Genomic DNA, 15,063 nt, shown 5'->3' with positions numbered 1-15,063 from the left:
AGAAAAAGTCCCAATGTAGGAGGAAGCAATGAAACTCGTACGTGGTTTGTTCATTGCACTGCTTTCTGTAGCCGTTATTGGCGGCGTCTTCGCAAGCGGCCAAGGTGAAGCCGGAAAAACCCAGGTTGGTATCGTTCTCCCAACCAAGGATGAGCCCCGCTGGATTCAGGACCAGACCCGGTTCATGGATGCCCTGAAAGCTGCTGGTTTTACTGCAAACGTTCTTTTTAGCCAGGGTGATTCCGCAAAGGAAAAGGCCAACGTAGAAGCCCTTATCAGCCAGGGAATTAAAGTTCTTGTTATTTGCCCCCATGATGGTACTGCTGCAGCTGCCGCTGCAGAAGCTGCTGCCAAGGCTGGTGTAAAGGTCATTTCCTATGACCGCCTCATCCGGGATACCACCGCTGTAGACTACTATGTAACCTTTGACAGCTTCCAGGTTGGTGCTGCTTGGGGTGACTATCTCAATTCCAAGGTCCCCGCTGGCTCTAAAAATAATAACCTGTATATCTATGCCGGTGCTGCTTCCGACAACAATGCCTTTATCTTCTTCGAAGGCGCATGGAGCAAGCTCCAGCCCAAGATTGCCGATGGTACCTATATCGTCCGCAACTCCGATAAGGCAGTGGCTCTGAAAGACAAGGCAAAGCTCACCCGGGATGAAATGGCCCAGATTATCGGCCAGGTTACCACCAACTGGAATTTTAACGATGCAAAGAGCAAAGCCGAAGCTAACCTGACCGCTGTTGGTCCTGAAGCCAAAGGCACCGTATATATTTGTGCTCCCAATGATGGTACCGCCCGGGCAATCGCCGATGCTTTCGCTGCTGACAAGGCTGTTACCAAGTACTATATCACCGGACAGGATGCTGAAATTGCTTCTATCCAGTACATTATCGATGGCAAGCAGTCCATGACCGTTCTTAAAGACGTTCGCACCCTGGTTCAGGATGCTATCAATGCAGCGATAGCCTATATGAAGGGCCAGACTCCTCCTGTTACCTCCTACTACAACAATGGTAAGAAGGATGTTCCTGCAAAACCCACCGCTATCGTGACCGTAACCAAAGAAAATGTAAAGAAAGAAATCATCGATTCCGGTTACTGGACAGCTGACAAGTTCACCGGTCTTAATAAATAACTAAAAATGCTCGCAGGACTGTACAAGCTATGGGCTGTACAGTCCAAGAAATGTACAGCCCCTTAGGCTGAAAAATGTCTGGGAATGTGGTTGTCCGGATCCCTTGGGTTCCGGACAATCCATTTATCAGTCCTTTAATTTTTTGTAAGCAGGTACTGCAATGAGCGAATCCATATTGGAAATGCAGCATATCACCAAGACATTCCCGGGTGTTCGGGCTTTAAGTGATGTTACCTTTTCGGTTAAGAAAGGTGAAATCCACTGTCTGGTTGGTGAGAATGGAGCTGGCAAATCAACCTTGATGAAAATATTAAGCGGAGTATATCCGCACCATGAGTTTGAAGGGAAGATTCTTTTTGATGGCAAAGAAGTAAAATTTAATGGCATTCATGACAGTGAAAGCGCTGGAATAGGCATCATTTATCAGGAACTGGCTTTAGTTCCCGAGATGATGGTCTATGAAAATGTACTCTTAGGACATGAAATCCGCAGAGGGATTTCGATAGATGTCCATGAGATGATCAAAGAAACAGAACATCTTTTGGAACGGGTTCACTTAAAAGTAAACCCTACTACCAAGATAAAAGATTTGGGTATCGGAAAACAGCAATTGGTTGAGATTGCGAAAGCCCTCAGTAAAAATGTAAAACTACTCATTCTCGATGAACCTACTGCAGCACTTAATGAAGATGACTGCGAAAACCTATTGAATATCATACGGGAACTCAAGAGTCAGGGTGTAACCTGTATTATGATTTCCCATAAATTAAAGGAAGTTCTCAGTATTGCAGATACCATTACGGTCCTGCGGGATGGTAAAACCATCTGCACGATGGATCGTGAAAAGGATAAGGTGAACGAACAGGTGCTTATTAAGCACATGGTTGGCCGATCCATAGAAAATATATATCCCAAACGGAATTCCCGCATTTGGGATGATTTAGTACTGGAAGTAAAAGACTGGACTGCCTTTGATCCAAAATTAGGGCGCCATGTTCTTAAAAATGTCAACTTTAAGATTCGCCGTGGCGAAATTGTTGGCCTTGCAGGCCTCATGGGCTCAGGCCGAACCGAATTAGCCCGAAGCCTCTTCGGAAATCCTGATGGCTATGAAATTACCGGTGAACTTATTTTTAAAGGCAAATCACAGCGTTTTAACCATCCCTCTGAGGCAATCGCTGCGGGCCTGGCCTATGCTTCTGAGGACCGCAAACGAAACGGCCTGGTACTTATTCAGCCGATTCGGACCAATATTACCATGGCAAACCTGGAAGAAGTTGCAACAAAACAGGGTGTAATCATTGATGAAAAAGAAATCCAGGTGGCGTCTGAATATGTAAAGGATATCACCATCAAAACACCGAGTATTCAGCAGCTGGTGGTGAATCTTTCCGGTGGAAACCAGCAGAAAGTATCAATAGCCAAATGGCTTTTTGCAAAACCGGATCTACTGATTCTGGATGAACCTACCCGGGGTATTGATGTGGGTGCAAAATATGAAATCTATACCCTGATGAATGAATTAGTCGCCAGAGGTATGAGTATCCTGATGATTTCATCTGAACTACCGGAGGTTCTCGGGATGAGTGATAGAGTCTATGTAGTGGCGAACGGACAAATAAGAGGCGAATTGCCAATCAGTGAAGCTACCCAGGAACGGGTAATGGAACTTGCTACTCAGTATTAGGAGGATAAAATGGCATATAAAGAAATTAGAACCATGCTCCGCAGAAATCTGCGGGAATATGCAATGTATATAGCACTCGTAGCTATTATGATCATTTTCAGTATATTAACTAATGGTAATTTCCTCTCATCGCGAAATATCGCCAACCTGCTTAACCAGACCGGTTATATCGCTGTTCTGGCAGTTGGAATGACCTTGATTATTGTTATTCGGCATATTGATCTTTCGGTGGGCTTCTTGGCTGGTTTTATTGGAGCCGTCGCTGCAGTGCTCATGACCCAGGTACATCTGAATACCTGGTTATCTATTCTGCTGGTGCTGGTCCTTGGTGCTGCTGCTGGTTTTGTGATCGGTTTCCCTGTGGCAACCCTAGGGATACCTGCTTTTGTTTCTTCTCTTGCTGGTTGGCTTATTTACCGCGGTGCCCTCATGCTAACCACTGCTGCTACAGGTACTATTATAATTCCCAACGAAGACTTTAATGCACTTGGAAACGGCTATATCCCTGAGCTGTTTCCCTTTGATAATTTTTTACCCGGGCTCCATAAAACAACACTATTCATAGGCCTTTTAGCCATACTGTTTATGGTCGTTAGTCAGATTTTAGATCGGAAACGGAAGCAGGAATATCATTTTGATGTGCTCTCAATGCCTATGTTTATCCTGAAACTCCTTTTATTATCCCTGGTTATAGCCTATATTACCTGGATCCTGGCTGGTTTTAACGGTCTATCCTGGACCTTTGTCATCATGATGGTTGTGGTTTTTGTCTATGACTTTTTGGCAAGGAAAACCGTTCTCGGCCGCCATATTTTCGCTGTAGGTGGTAACCCCGAAGCGGCGGAACTTTCCGGTATTAATGTCAAGAAGATTACCCTCTTTGTTTTTGCCTCCATGGGGTTACTTTCAGCCCTTGCGGGTATTCTCTTTACCGCCCGGCTTAAATCCGCCACTCCCCAGGCAGGTACCCTCTTTGAGCTGGACGCTATAGCCGCTTGTTATATTGGCGGTGTTTCAGCCTCTGGTGGTATCGGTTCTATTACGGGATCCCTTATTGGTGCCCTGGTGTATATGTCCCTGATGAACGGGATGAACCTGATGGGTACCGATATATCTTTGCAATACATTATTCGCGGTCTTGTCCTGGTTGGCGCAGTTATTTTTGATGTAACTTCCCGGAAGAGGAAAGTATAACCAATAATACACAGACGCCTTAATAGGTTTAGAAGGCCCACAGTGTAAATGAGGCACTTAGGCGGTTAGAGTTATATCAAACGGGATGGTCAGGCTGCAGGCTTTCGATCATCCCTTTTTTTTAAGATGGTTTGCAAGGCGGGAAGGATAGGTGATGAAACGTTCTTTAATGACTATTATGGTGTTGAGTTTTGGTCTTCTCTCTATCATCAATGTAAGCCTATTAACCCTTGGAATTAGCCTGAGAACCGGATCGGATATTCAAAAATTAAACAGGGATGATACGCTGCAATTGGTTCAGTCAAAAGCAGATACCCTGCAGAAATTGCTGGAAAAACTTCAGGTTCAGCTAAAATTACTTGCAAGCGAAACAATTAATGATGAGAATGCGGTTGAGAAATTACAATATTATAAAAAAAGGGTTTCTTCGGAAATTTTAGGCATATTTTATACCAACAATGAAGGACTGACGGTCAACGATTTACGGGCTCGGTATCCTTCTCGTAATAGTGACTTTGTTCAACGGATAAAGTCCGGTGAAGATTTTGTCATTGGTAAGGCAGAAATCAACCAAAATTGGGGGATCCCGATAGTCGTGATGGTGCAAGCCATTAAGGACTCGAATGGTCGACTTACGGGAATGCTCGGTTTCCAGATAAAGCTTTCGACCCTTTCTGTTATTGCTGAACAGCTAAAGGTTCATAAAAGTGGTTATGGATGGCTCGTGGACTCAGAGGGGATGATACTAGCCCATCCGAATGAAAGTCTGGTGATGGATCTGAATATTAATGATGCCGATAGCAGGGGGTTTAAGGGCTTATCCCAGCTCAGTGTCTCTCTACTTAACAACCAAAGTGGCTCTGGAACCTATACAGATAATTTTAAGAAATCGTATCTCTGTTTTTACACTGAGGTCGACCCTATATCAAAATGGAAACTCATTATATCGGTTCCTGTGGTAGAAATTAATGATATCGTGAATAAAACATTGATGTTTAGTGTTGTATTATCGGTTGTATCATTTTTGTTTACCATTATGCTTTCTATTCTAATTGCCCGTTCAATTACAAAACATATAAAGAAGACAGTTGTAGCCTTTAAGGATCTCGCCCAAGGCAACGCAGACTTAACACAACGATTTACGGTTCATGGTTCTGATGAGATTGCTGATCTGGTGCATCACGTCAATGCTTTCCTCGAAAATATGCAGGCTCTTGTACGGGGGTTAAAGCAGACTCAACAAAATCTTTCAAAGGTTGGAATGGCTCTTGAACAGGAAAGCAAAGAAACTGCGCAGGTCGCCGAACATATTAATAAAACAGTAGAGACCGTACAGAATAAGTGTATTGAACAGGTTAACAGTACCGATGAAGCCATGAGTGCCGCAACGGAAATCACAAAAAACATCGAAAGTCTAAATGGCCTTATTAAACACCAAACTCAAAGCATAGAACAGGCTTCGGCTGCGGTAGAAGAAATGATCGGAAACATTGCTTCTGTTACCGGTACTGTCGAAAAGATGGCCCAGCAGTTTATCGACATTCACCGGGCAACTGAACATGGTTCAGAAACTCAGCGTGAAGTTGCTGAACATATTGCTGAAGTATCTGATCAATCGAAAGCGCTGATAGAAGCCAACGAGGCTATAGCAGCTATTGCAAGTCAGACAAATTTACTTGCAATGAATGCAGCCATAGAAGCCGCCCATGCGGGAGATGCCGGTAAAGGGTTTGCCGTGGTAGCAGAAGAAATCAGACGGCTTGCAGAAACCGCCAGTGAACAATCTAAAACGATTGGTGCAAACCTGGCAAAAATGGGATCCATTATAGAAGAGGTTGTTGAGTCTTCAGCCCAATCGGTCCAAGCCTATAATACTTTGGTCGGACATATTGATGCAACAGGTAGTCTGGTGATGCAGATTCAACAGGCCATGGAGGAACAAAAGCAGGGTTCAAGCCAGATTCTGGATGCCCTTGGTGCAATGAAAGACATTACAAGTCAGGTGTATGGTTCTTCAGGTGAAATGTCTACCGGCATGATTGTTATCCGTGATGAGATTGGGCATCTCCATGAATCAGCCTTTGAAATCAGAACCTTAATGGCTCAGGTGGTACTGGAAACAAAAGAAATAGAAGAAACAACCCATGTAGTACTTAATTCCAGTAAGCAAACTATCGAGAACCTTGCCACGATGGATAGTTATATTGGCTGTTTTATTACCGGCGATGAGACTGCCTGTGATAAATAAAACATCCTACTTTATGGCACAAACCGATACCCAAGTCCCCGGACGGTCTGGATGTGATAGGGAACCGGTTCAGTGTCGCCGATTTTTTTACGGAGCCATGCGATGTGGACATCGACGGTGCGGGTTGTGGTTTCGGTTTCATAACCCCAGACCTCGTCGAGTAGCGTGTCCCGACTGATAATTTCATCGGGATGACGGGTTAGAAACGCAAGCAATTTATATTCCTGAGCGGACAGGTTTTGTATAACACCCCGACTTTCTACGGTCCCCTTCTGAAAATCGACGGTAAAATGGGTATAGGTTTCTACTCCACCTGGTCTATCTTGATTGCTGCGGACGCCTGCAATGTAGTCTGGGTCAGCCTGTCCTTTTTGGTTTTGGTTATATACTATTTCATTGAGGTGATTTTGAGACCTTCGCAAGAGTGCTTCGATTCTGGCGAGTAGTTCGTTCATGTCGAAGGGTTTACAAAGGTAATCATCAGCCCCCAGCTTAAGTCCCAGCACCCGGTCGATAATCTGACTGCGGGCGGTGAGCATTAAAATAGGGGTATTTAGCCCTAATGCCCGAAGATCCCGGCAAATATCGTAACCGCTTTTTTCTGGTAGCATTACATCCAGGATGATAAGATCATAGAAACCAGTTTTTGCCTTACTAAAACCGGAACATCCATCTTTGGCAGTGTCGCAGGAATACCCCTCAGCTATGAGTCTATCTGAGATCGTCAGAATGAGTCCTGGTTCATCCTCTATAAGGAGTAGTCTATTACGATTATTCATGGGGTGCCTCTTTACTGAGCAGGCTGATGTGATCTGGTATGGGTAGTTTGATGATAAACATAGTTCCAAGTTCACCAAAAATTTCACAGCTCACTGTACCACCATGGGTTTCGATAATTCTGCGGACTACGTTGAGCCCAAGGCCACTTCCTGGAATCTGCTTAGACTTTGCAACGGAACCTCGGTAAAAAGCCTCAAAAATATGTTTCCGTTCCTGCCGGCTAATTCCCGGACCATGATCTCGGACCGAAATAATTGCCCATGTATGATTCTCTTTCCTGAGGTCTATACCCAGAAATAATCCTTCACGGGCATGTTTTATGGCGTTACTAATGAGATTTCCCAGGGCCAGACTCAGGGTTTGCATATCACCATTAACATATACCGGATGGGGGGTAATACATTCTACTCTGAACTCAGCTTCTACAAGCTGTTGTTTATAGAGATCTAACACTGAATGAATCAGGTCCTGCAGGTTCAATCTGGTGAACTCCAGCGGCCGATGGCTGGAAAGTCTGGAATAGATTAAGAAGCGGTCCACCATGGTGGCCAATTTTTTGCTTTCTTCCAGGATCATGGTACCGTATTGTTGTGTCCTCTGGGGGTCAGTAATGATCCCAGATGCAAGGTTATCTGCTCCGGAGCCAATCACCGCCACCGGTGTTTTAAGTTCGTGGGTAACGGTAGCAATAAAGTCCTGTTGACGTTCTGCTAGTTCCTGATTCCTTCGGACGGCAATAGTAAGGGCAATTAATGCAAAGGCTAAAAGGACCAGGGTTCCCAGACTGATGATTGTATTTCGAACTATGAACATGTTCACCACTGCCTTGAGGGAACCCGACTTGTGAACCGCTTCAAGAACCCAACGGGCTCTTTCAGTTCTGTCCCGTTGTTCCGGTGGCCGCCGGTCAAAAAATACTTCTGCTACACGGTCTGGATTTTCCTGATTCCTTGCACTTTGTCGGCGCATTTGCAAGATCGTCATTGCTGGTACTGTCTCAAAACCAGGATCTCTCATATCGGGTAAACTATTAAAAAGAAATAAATAATCCGGTTTCAGAAGCGGATACCGTATGTCGGGATTCGCAAAAAGCATATGAGAATCCGTGTTTGAAGATTCATAGACCACGTTCTTTTCTACTGTATCAACAATTCTGAAATAATAATCATTTTTTCCAAACAGATATTGCTCTGCCAGGGCTGGAATCAGTTTTTGTTCCAATATTTCATTATTAACCCTGATCAGCATTGTAAAGCGTTTGCCTGAATCTCCGGGGCGAAGGGGAAACATGAAAAGAGATGGATCTTGTATGTCAATCGTTACCTGAAGAAAGCTGCTGTCTTTCCATTGCCAAACCACTGGAACAGCAGAAGCTGTCCGTTCATCAATATAAAGGATATAAAGGTCAGAAATGATATCCGGGCTCTGTGCATAGCTTTGCCAGGCTTCCCACCGTTTTGAAAATTCATCGGTGTGCCCCTTGGCAAGGCTTTGGGAGATCTCGTCTCCATCCATATCAAAAACAATGGGAATAATACCCAGTTCATTTTGAATGGCGTTTCCTAACTGAGTGGCCGTTGCATGAAGTCCCTGTATCAGCCGGTATCGTTCACGGATGCCCAGATCCTGCACCCATTGGAGCTGATTGATCGCTAGCAGCATAAGTAATGGTATGAGAGCTCCGGTTATAATCAGAGACCAATATCGTTTAAGAAACCTCATAGTTTTATTGTAACAAAGGACGTGAACTTCTGTCATAGATTGATGAGCCGGTGTCCTCTCTTTTTACAATTTTAACATGGGGTTTTACATCTCCTTAACCATACCGCCGAAACATTGTTGTATTGTTAATGCCGTAAGGAGAAAAAACCTATGCCAAATATAAGTCCTATCTTTCAGGATGAATCGCATCAGTCACCAGGAACTGGTCGAAAATCCACGATTCTCTGGTTTATCATCCTGGGGACTGTCATAGTTATTGGTATTACAGGTTTGGCACTCCCGAGTTTTAATGCTGTAAAGCCGCAGACTACTACTGTTGTAGGAAAAAATCTCTCTATAACAGCAGTAGAAAAGAAAACTATACGGGATATTGTTTCTGTTTCGGGTGTTCTAGAGCTTTCTAAAAAAGAGATTATCACCTCCCCTGGAGACGGGGTTATCGATCAGCTCTATGTACAGGAAGGTGATCAGGTAGCCGCTGGGCAGGTATTGCTTCAGATTAAAACATCTGATCTGAAATCTCAATTACAGAGTAAGCAATTATCTCTGGAAAAATTAAACTACCAAATTGAACAATCTCAGGTTATTCAGGAATTTACCCGTAAACAGTATGCTATAGAAATCGCCGCTGCGAAACGATCTATAGAAGATGCTCAACGTGAACTTGATAAAGTTAAAGCATTAAAGGATAAAAGCCTTGCTTCTGAACAGGATCTATTATCAGCACAGTTAACATTACAGAGTGCTCAAGATACTCTAGCTAAGGCTCAGATTAATCAAGATCAGGCTGAAGCAAACTATCAGTTGAATTTAAAAAATTCTTTGGCAGATCGTACCATTTTAGAAAAGGATATTAGGGACTTAAAAGATGAGATCACCGCCTATACGGTTCGCACGAGCCGGGGCGGCACGGTTTACAGTCTTTCGGTAGAATCTGGCGGTACTGTAAGCGCCTATGAAGAACTAGCAGTGGTGGCTAATGCTGGTGATAGCCGTGCCGCCCTGGATGTGCCGGAGACAAGAATAGGATCCATAACGAAGGGGCTACCGGTGACTATATACATTGGAGAAACTAATTATCCCGCACAGGTAGAAACCATTGCACCTACTGCTACGAGTTCTTCCAGTTCTTCTGGCTCAGTTGTTCTAGTTACTGCAGCCTTTAAGTCTAAACCTGAAAAGCCTACTATTGGAGCTTCTGTGTCTGGAGAAATTGTTGCAGGAACGATTACAGATGCCCTGGTGTTACCCCGGGGCCCCTACCTATCCAGTGGGAACTATAGCAATGTTTATGTGGTCTCTAATGGAGTAGCTAAAAAAGCAACCGTAAAGTTTGGTGTGGCCGATGGAGCATATATTCAGGTAACTTCAGGTCTTAATGAAGGTGATCGGGTCATTATTTCGGACTATCGTGATTTTATCCATCTGGATTCTTTCCCGGTAGAAGAAACTAAATAAAGAAGTATCGTCAGAGGGGTGCACAGTATCTGAATGTCTGGAATGTTGTGCCTCGTATATGTAACGAGAAGGAGTTTGTATGCTGCAGTTATCCAATATTACTAAGGCCTGGAATACAGGTACAAGACAAGTGGTGGGACTGAGGAACATCAACTTGGATATTGAGCGGGGTGAATTTGTGACCATTATGGGACCTTCTGGTTCTGGAAAATCCACCTTGCTGCATATTATTGGATTATTAGATTCGCCATCCGATGGTGTTTACCGTATTGAAGGGCGAGATGTAATGGGGCTTCGGGATGTTGAACTTTCCCGAATTCGAAACAGGCATTTTGGTTTTGTATTTCAGAAATTTCATCTTTTGCCAGAACTTACTGCAATGGAAAATGTGATGCTTCCTATGGGATATGCTGGGGTCTCTTTAACGCAACGGAAACTACGAGCTCAGGAGCTTCTTGAACGGATGGGGCTTTCCCACAGGCTTCATGCTCGGCCAACTACCCTATCGGGTGGTGAGCAGCAGCGGGTTGCCATAGCCCGTTCATTAGCCAATGATCCGGGTTTTTTATTAGCTGACGAACCGACAGGTAACTTGCCTTCTGATCAAGGCGCTGAAATTATGGAAATTCTGCATCAGCTGAATCAGGAAGGTATGACCATTGTTATGGTAACCCATGATGAAACATTAGGGGCCCAGGGATCTCGAACGGTGAAACTTAAGGATGGAGGTATCGAACAGATTGTGGAGCGTGAGCCATGGACAAATTTAAATTGAGTTGGCGACAAATCAGGATCCATTGGGGCGACTCTCTTTTGGCTGTTATGGGTATTGCTTTGGCGACAGCCATTCTTGCGGGGATTATCTCACTTATCGGTTCTTACAATAAGGTATTTGATCGATTTACTCAACAACCTCAGGCCCGGCAAATTACGGTTAAGGGACAGTTCCAGGCTATGGGGACCGGTGAAGCGGCGGTACGAATTGATACAACTGCCAGTGAGCCGGTGCGTTTTAATCTCCAGGATGTGCCCAGGATTCTCGAAGATAATCCTGATATCATTGCGTCCTATCAGGCACGGTATATGAGGTTTACCACAACTACGTTTGGTGGCGGTGCGGCTGCAGGTTCAGGACCTGGAGCTGGTCCCGGTGGGGTAGGAGGCTTTGAGCCCCCTGAGCTGATGGGTGTAAACCAGGATACTGCCATGCAGGTTGTTGATACCCCCCTTCTAGAACAGGTTCAAGGATATATGGCGAGTGCTTCCTTTTTTACTGCCTATGAGCTTAAGGTTCAGGAAGGAATCCTTTTTGATGACCGCGATGTAACCCAGAGTAATGCGGTAGCGGTCGTTGGAGCTGAGTTGGCTAAAAAACTTTATGCTGATAAACAGGTACTGAATAAGAAAATTCGATTAAATGGTAGAATATATACAATTGTTGGTGTGCTTGTCCCCTATGCTTACAGTACCGAGGGCTTACCGGTTTCTTTTGATGAATTAATATTCGTGCCAACGAGAGAAGGCACAGCTCGGACTGGTGGTGCCGGTGGAGGGGCGAATGCGATCTTTTTTGGTCGCGTAGGGGAACTCTCCTTTACCGCCCGGAAGGGAGCGGATATTGCGATGGTGTCCCGTAATTTAGAGGCTTTCTATACTAAACTATATGGTGCAAATAAGGTCGTCGCCGAAACTCAGATTAGTAAAATTAAAAAAGATTTGGATAAACGGCTTAAAATCCTTTCTCTTTTAGCCCTCATGGCCAGTGCTGTTGGAATAGCAGCATCGATAAATATTTTTAATTTGATGATTGGCCGGGTATCCCGAAGAACCCGATCTATTGCGATTCAGCGGTCTCTGGGTGCTACATCAAGGAGTATGCTGATACAGACCCTTATAGAAACCCTTATTTTGGGAATGATAGGTTCGGTAATTGGTTTTGTCCTTTCTTTTCCAATTGCCAAAATTGTGCAAAGTATTTTGGAAAAAAGTCAGCTTCGGGGGATGGTATTACCGCAACGATTTGATCTTTCTTTCGAGGTTTCGGTTATGGCAATCGTCATTGCCTGTCTTTTTGCTGTTCCTGCGGCTTTTACGGCTGCCAATACAGACATTGTCGATGCACTACGTGAGGAATAAGGAAGAATTCCATGAATATGTCTTTATCAATTTCCGGTCATACGTTCCGTCGGTTTCTTCTCGTTTTAGTGGTTATTGTAGGAACCGCTGCGTTAGCCCTTTCCTATGCTATTTCTGCCCAATTGGACCGGCTTGTTACGGTAGCAGTTCAGAGTAGTGGACGGAGAGTTATCATAGCCAATGCTAACCTGGAAGCCGATGCTTCCCTTGATTGGCAAACTCCCCTTGTTTTGATTCCCCAAGATAAACAGACTTTCTTGGATGCAAATGTGGGGTTTAAGGCAGTTTCCATTATTAATCAATTGCCCTGGCGGCAAATAGAGGTTTCCGGAGTTGCCTATCGTCCTGGTACTGTGCTAGGTTCCGATGAACAATATGCAGATATCATGGGTCTCAGGTTTGCGGCGGGTAGTTTCTTTGCTGCCTCTGATGTTACCAATCGATCCCGGGTAGCCGTATTGTCTGAGCGGGCTGCTACACTTCTTTATGGTTCCAGTCAGCATGCGGTAGGAAAAACCTTTCGGGGAGACCGGAATATTTTCGTGCAACGGCAGGTTGGAGGCACCCCAAATCGGGTTGAATCTTCCTATGATTCCTATACTATTGTAGGAGTTTTTAGGGATGTGACCGCTTTTGAGCGAGATGTCTATGGAGTGCCCGATTATATTGTACCCTATACGGTCATGTTCCCTGCTGATATCCCCATCATGCCCTTTGCCAGGACCTTTGTAGGGCGCACGGTAGATGTCCGTCCCCTGGAAGGGATTACCGCAGGGTTACGCAGTTACCTGAGTCAGACAAAAAAACTAGAGACTGTAAAAATCGCTGTATGGGAGGGGTCTCTAGAACGGGGAGGAGCCTCGTCAGTGGAACAGGTTAGGTCTTCCCTTCAGGGATTGTCCCTTATTACAGAACTCTTTGGTCTTGCCATTTTAATTGTCGCAGCCTTTGGTGTTGTTTCAAGCATGATGGCTGAAGCTGCAGAACGACGACGGGAAATGGCTATAAAGCGAGCGTTGGGAAATACCATTTTCAAGGTTACCCTGGAACTTATAATAAATAGCCTTAAACTCACTGTTTTGGGGGGTATCATTGGTTTTGGTCTGTCCCTTGTAATACAAGGTTTTAGTAAGAATTACTTACATCCTTTTCTTGAAGCACTTCAGATGAATGGTACCGATTTGACCGCATCGCTCTTTGAGCCGCGAAGTCTCTTGGCTCCGGTGATTGCGGTATTGCTTTCGGGATTGTTCTCCTTCCTTCCGGCAATGAAGTCCGCTTCTGCATCAATTGTCGATGGCTTAAAGGAATAGGTTATGAAGATAAACATACAGCTGGGTATTGTCCTTTTGCTTAGTTTCTTTTTACTTCAAATTCCAGAACTTTTTGCCTTTGATACATTGGACGATCTTGTATCACGGGCTGTTGCACAAAATCTTGATGTTGCCAAAGCTGAATTAACTATACAAAATAAAGCGGCTCAGCTTAAGGCAGAGCCAGCGTGGCGTTCCAGTTCATTAGAATTAACGACAACTATTTCTGATGCTTTTAGTACTACTACCGAAACGAGTACAACTGAAGGAACGACCTTTGGAGGAAATCTTGTAGTTCCTTTGACGTACTGGTTTGCTTTAGGCGCAACAAGTACCTTTACCGATGAGGGAAACCTTACATCGAATCTTTCCGCTACAATTACTCCCTTAGCCCAATCAAATTCGAAGGCAACCATAGACTATCGCTCGAGCCTTCAGACCTATAGGAGTACCCTCCGAACAGCGGTATTAGACTTCCGAGCTCTCCTACGGTCTTTGTTAGTGAGTAAAAAGGAAGCAGCCTATAGAGAAGCGGAATTACAAGCCGCTACAGCCGAATATGAGCAAACCCAGGTTCTTTCTACTCAGGGGGATGCTTCTCAGGCAGAATTGCTCGATTCTCTAGTTACCATGACCCAAGCTCGGTTAGAATATGAAACAGCGGTTGCAAAGTATCAAACCGTTCATCAATCCATAGCCCAATATTTAGGTATTGATGAATCGGAAATTCCTGATTTAGAACAACTTAGTAATTCTGAACCAGAAATATCCGAATTCCTTTTACATGACATTATGGATAGGTCGACCTATCTTTCAATAAACGATACCTATGTAACAGCCACTTTGGATGCTGAATCGAGTCAGATTGATGCACGGACTGCTCAACCAAAACCTGATATTACCTTAAAAGGTACCCTATCACCAACTGCTAAGAGCTGGTCAGCTTCGGCTTCGCTAAAAGTACCGATGGATTTGCTTTATTGGGAAGAAGCTCGGATTGCAACAAATTTAGCTGCGATTAAGGAAAAAAAAGTTCAGCTTACTAGTCAGACAGTTTTACAGGAATATGAACAAAAGGTACGAGAACTCAATCGACTTTTAGACAGTTGGAAGAAAACGATAACAGCGTATGAATCAGCAAAAATAGTATATAAACAAATAGAGACCCTTGCTCATTTTGGACAAAAGTCTAGAATTGATATGCTGAATGGTTATGCAGATGTTCTGTATTCTACCTGGCAGGTTGCCAGTGCAGAAAAAGCCTTTCGGGATGCTCTGGATGCACTTTCGACGCGATTTGTATTTACGAAAACCAATCTTTCTAACAGAGACGAAAAACGTCCATAAGGACTAAGGTTAGCATTTCGCCCTGTTGGTTAAATTT

Annotated in this window: 11 protein-coding genes; 9 read left to right on the top strand and 2 right to left on the bottom strand. The window is 44.3% G+C overall.

Features of this window, described 5'->3' with window-relative positions:
• The first annotated feature begins 28 nt into the window (after nucleotides 1-28).
• From SPICA_RS10200 to SPICA_RS10185, 4 genes are all read left to right on the top strand, one after another.
• Entirely contained in the window at nucleotides 29-1,141 is a 1,113-nt protein-coding gene (locus tag SPICA_RS10200) for a sugar ABC transporter substrate-binding protein (RefSeq protein WP_013969426.1), read from the top strand.
• A gap of 160 nt (nucleotides 1,142-1,301) precedes the next feature.
• On the top strand, nucleotides 1,302-2,828 hold the full coding sequence (locus SPICA_RS10195) for a sugar ABC transporter ATP-binding protein (protein WP_013969425.1): 1,527 nt from the start codon (nucleotides 1,302-1,304) through the stop codon (nucleotides 2,826-2,828).
• A gap of 9 nt (nucleotides 2,829-2,837) precedes the next feature.
• On the top strand, nucleotides 2,838-4,022 hold the full coding sequence (locus tag SPICA_RS10190) for a sugar ABC transporter permease (protein ID WP_013969424.1): 1,185 nt from the start codon (nucleotides 2,838-2,840) through the stop codon (nucleotides 4,020-4,022).
• Between the two features lie 154 nt (nucleotides 4,023-4,176).
• On the top strand, nucleotides 4,177-6,270 hold the full coding sequence (locus tag SPICA_RS10185; RefSeq protein WP_013969423.1) for a methyl-accepting chemotaxis protein: 2,094 nt from the start codon (nucleotides 4,177-4,179) through the stop codon (nucleotides 6,268-6,270).
• 11 nt (nucleotides 6,271-6,281) lie between these two features.
• Here the strand turns inward: SPICA_RS10185 and SPICA_RS10180 are convergent, their stop codons facing one another.
• Nucleotides 6,282-7,049, bottom strand: a complete 768-nt coding sequence (locus SPICA_RS10180) for a response regulator transcription factor (RefSeq protein ID WP_013969422.1) — start codon at nucleotides 7,047-7,049, stop codon at nucleotides 6,282-6,284.
• Nucleotides 7,042-8,772, bottom strand: coding sequence for a sensor histidine kinase (locus tag SPICA_RS10175; RefSeq protein WP_169311875.1), 1,731 nt, complete (start codon nucleotides 8,770-8,772; stop codon nucleotides 7,042-7,044). The genes SPICA_RS10180 and SPICA_RS10175 overlap by 8 nt, the downstream gene beginning before the upstream one ends.
• 150 nt (nucleotides 8,773-8,922) lie before the next feature.
• On the opposite strand from SPICA_RS10175, the gene SPICA_RS10170 reads away from it, so the two are divergent.
• From SPICA_RS10170 to SPICA_RS10150, 5 genes are all read left to right on the top strand, one after another.
• Complete coding sequence (locus SPICA_RS10170) at nucleotides 8,923-10,230, top strand: efflux RND transporter periplasmic adaptor subunit (RefSeq protein WP_013969420.1); 1,308 nt, start codon at nucleotides 8,923-8,925, stop codon at nucleotides 10,228-10,230.
• 79 nt (nucleotides 10,231-10,309) lie between these two features.
• Complete coding sequence (locus SPICA_RS10165; protein WP_013969419.1) at nucleotides 10,310-11,005, top strand: ABC transporter ATP-binding protein; 696 nt, start codon at nucleotides 10,310-10,312, stop codon at nucleotides 11,003-11,005.
• Nucleotides 10,987-12,366, top strand: coding sequence for an ABC transporter permease (locus tag SPICA_RS10160; protein ID WP_013969418.1), 1,380 nt, complete (start codon nucleotides 10,987-10,989; stop codon nucleotides 12,364-12,366). The genes SPICA_RS10165 and SPICA_RS10160 overlap by 19 nt, the downstream gene beginning before the upstream one ends.
• A gap of 11 nt (nucleotides 12,367-12,377) precedes the next feature.
• Complete coding sequence (locus tag SPICA_RS10155) at nucleotides 12,378-13,679, top strand: ABC transporter permease (protein WP_013969417.1); 1,302 nt, start codon at nucleotides 12,378-12,380, stop codon at nucleotides 13,677-13,679.
• Nucleotides 13,680-13,682: 3 nt separating this feature from the next.
• Nucleotides 13,683-15,026 (top strand): TolC family protein, encoded by a 1,344-nt coding sequence (locus SPICA_RS10150; RefSeq protein WP_013969416.1) that lies wholly within the window; start codon nucleotides 13,683-13,685, stop codon nucleotides 15,024-15,026.
• The last annotated feature ends 37 nt before the right edge of the window (nucleotides 15,027-15,063 follow it).

This window comes from Gracilinema caldarium DSM 7334 (genome assembly GCF_000219725.1).
GTDB classification, from domain to species: domain Bacteria; phylum Spirochaetota; class Spirochaetia; order Treponematales; family Breznakiellaceae; genus Gracilinema; species Gracilinema caldarium.
The sequence above is the reverse complement of the archived record's forward strand: the minus strand, read 5'-3'. Positions and strand labels throughout refer to the sequence as shown.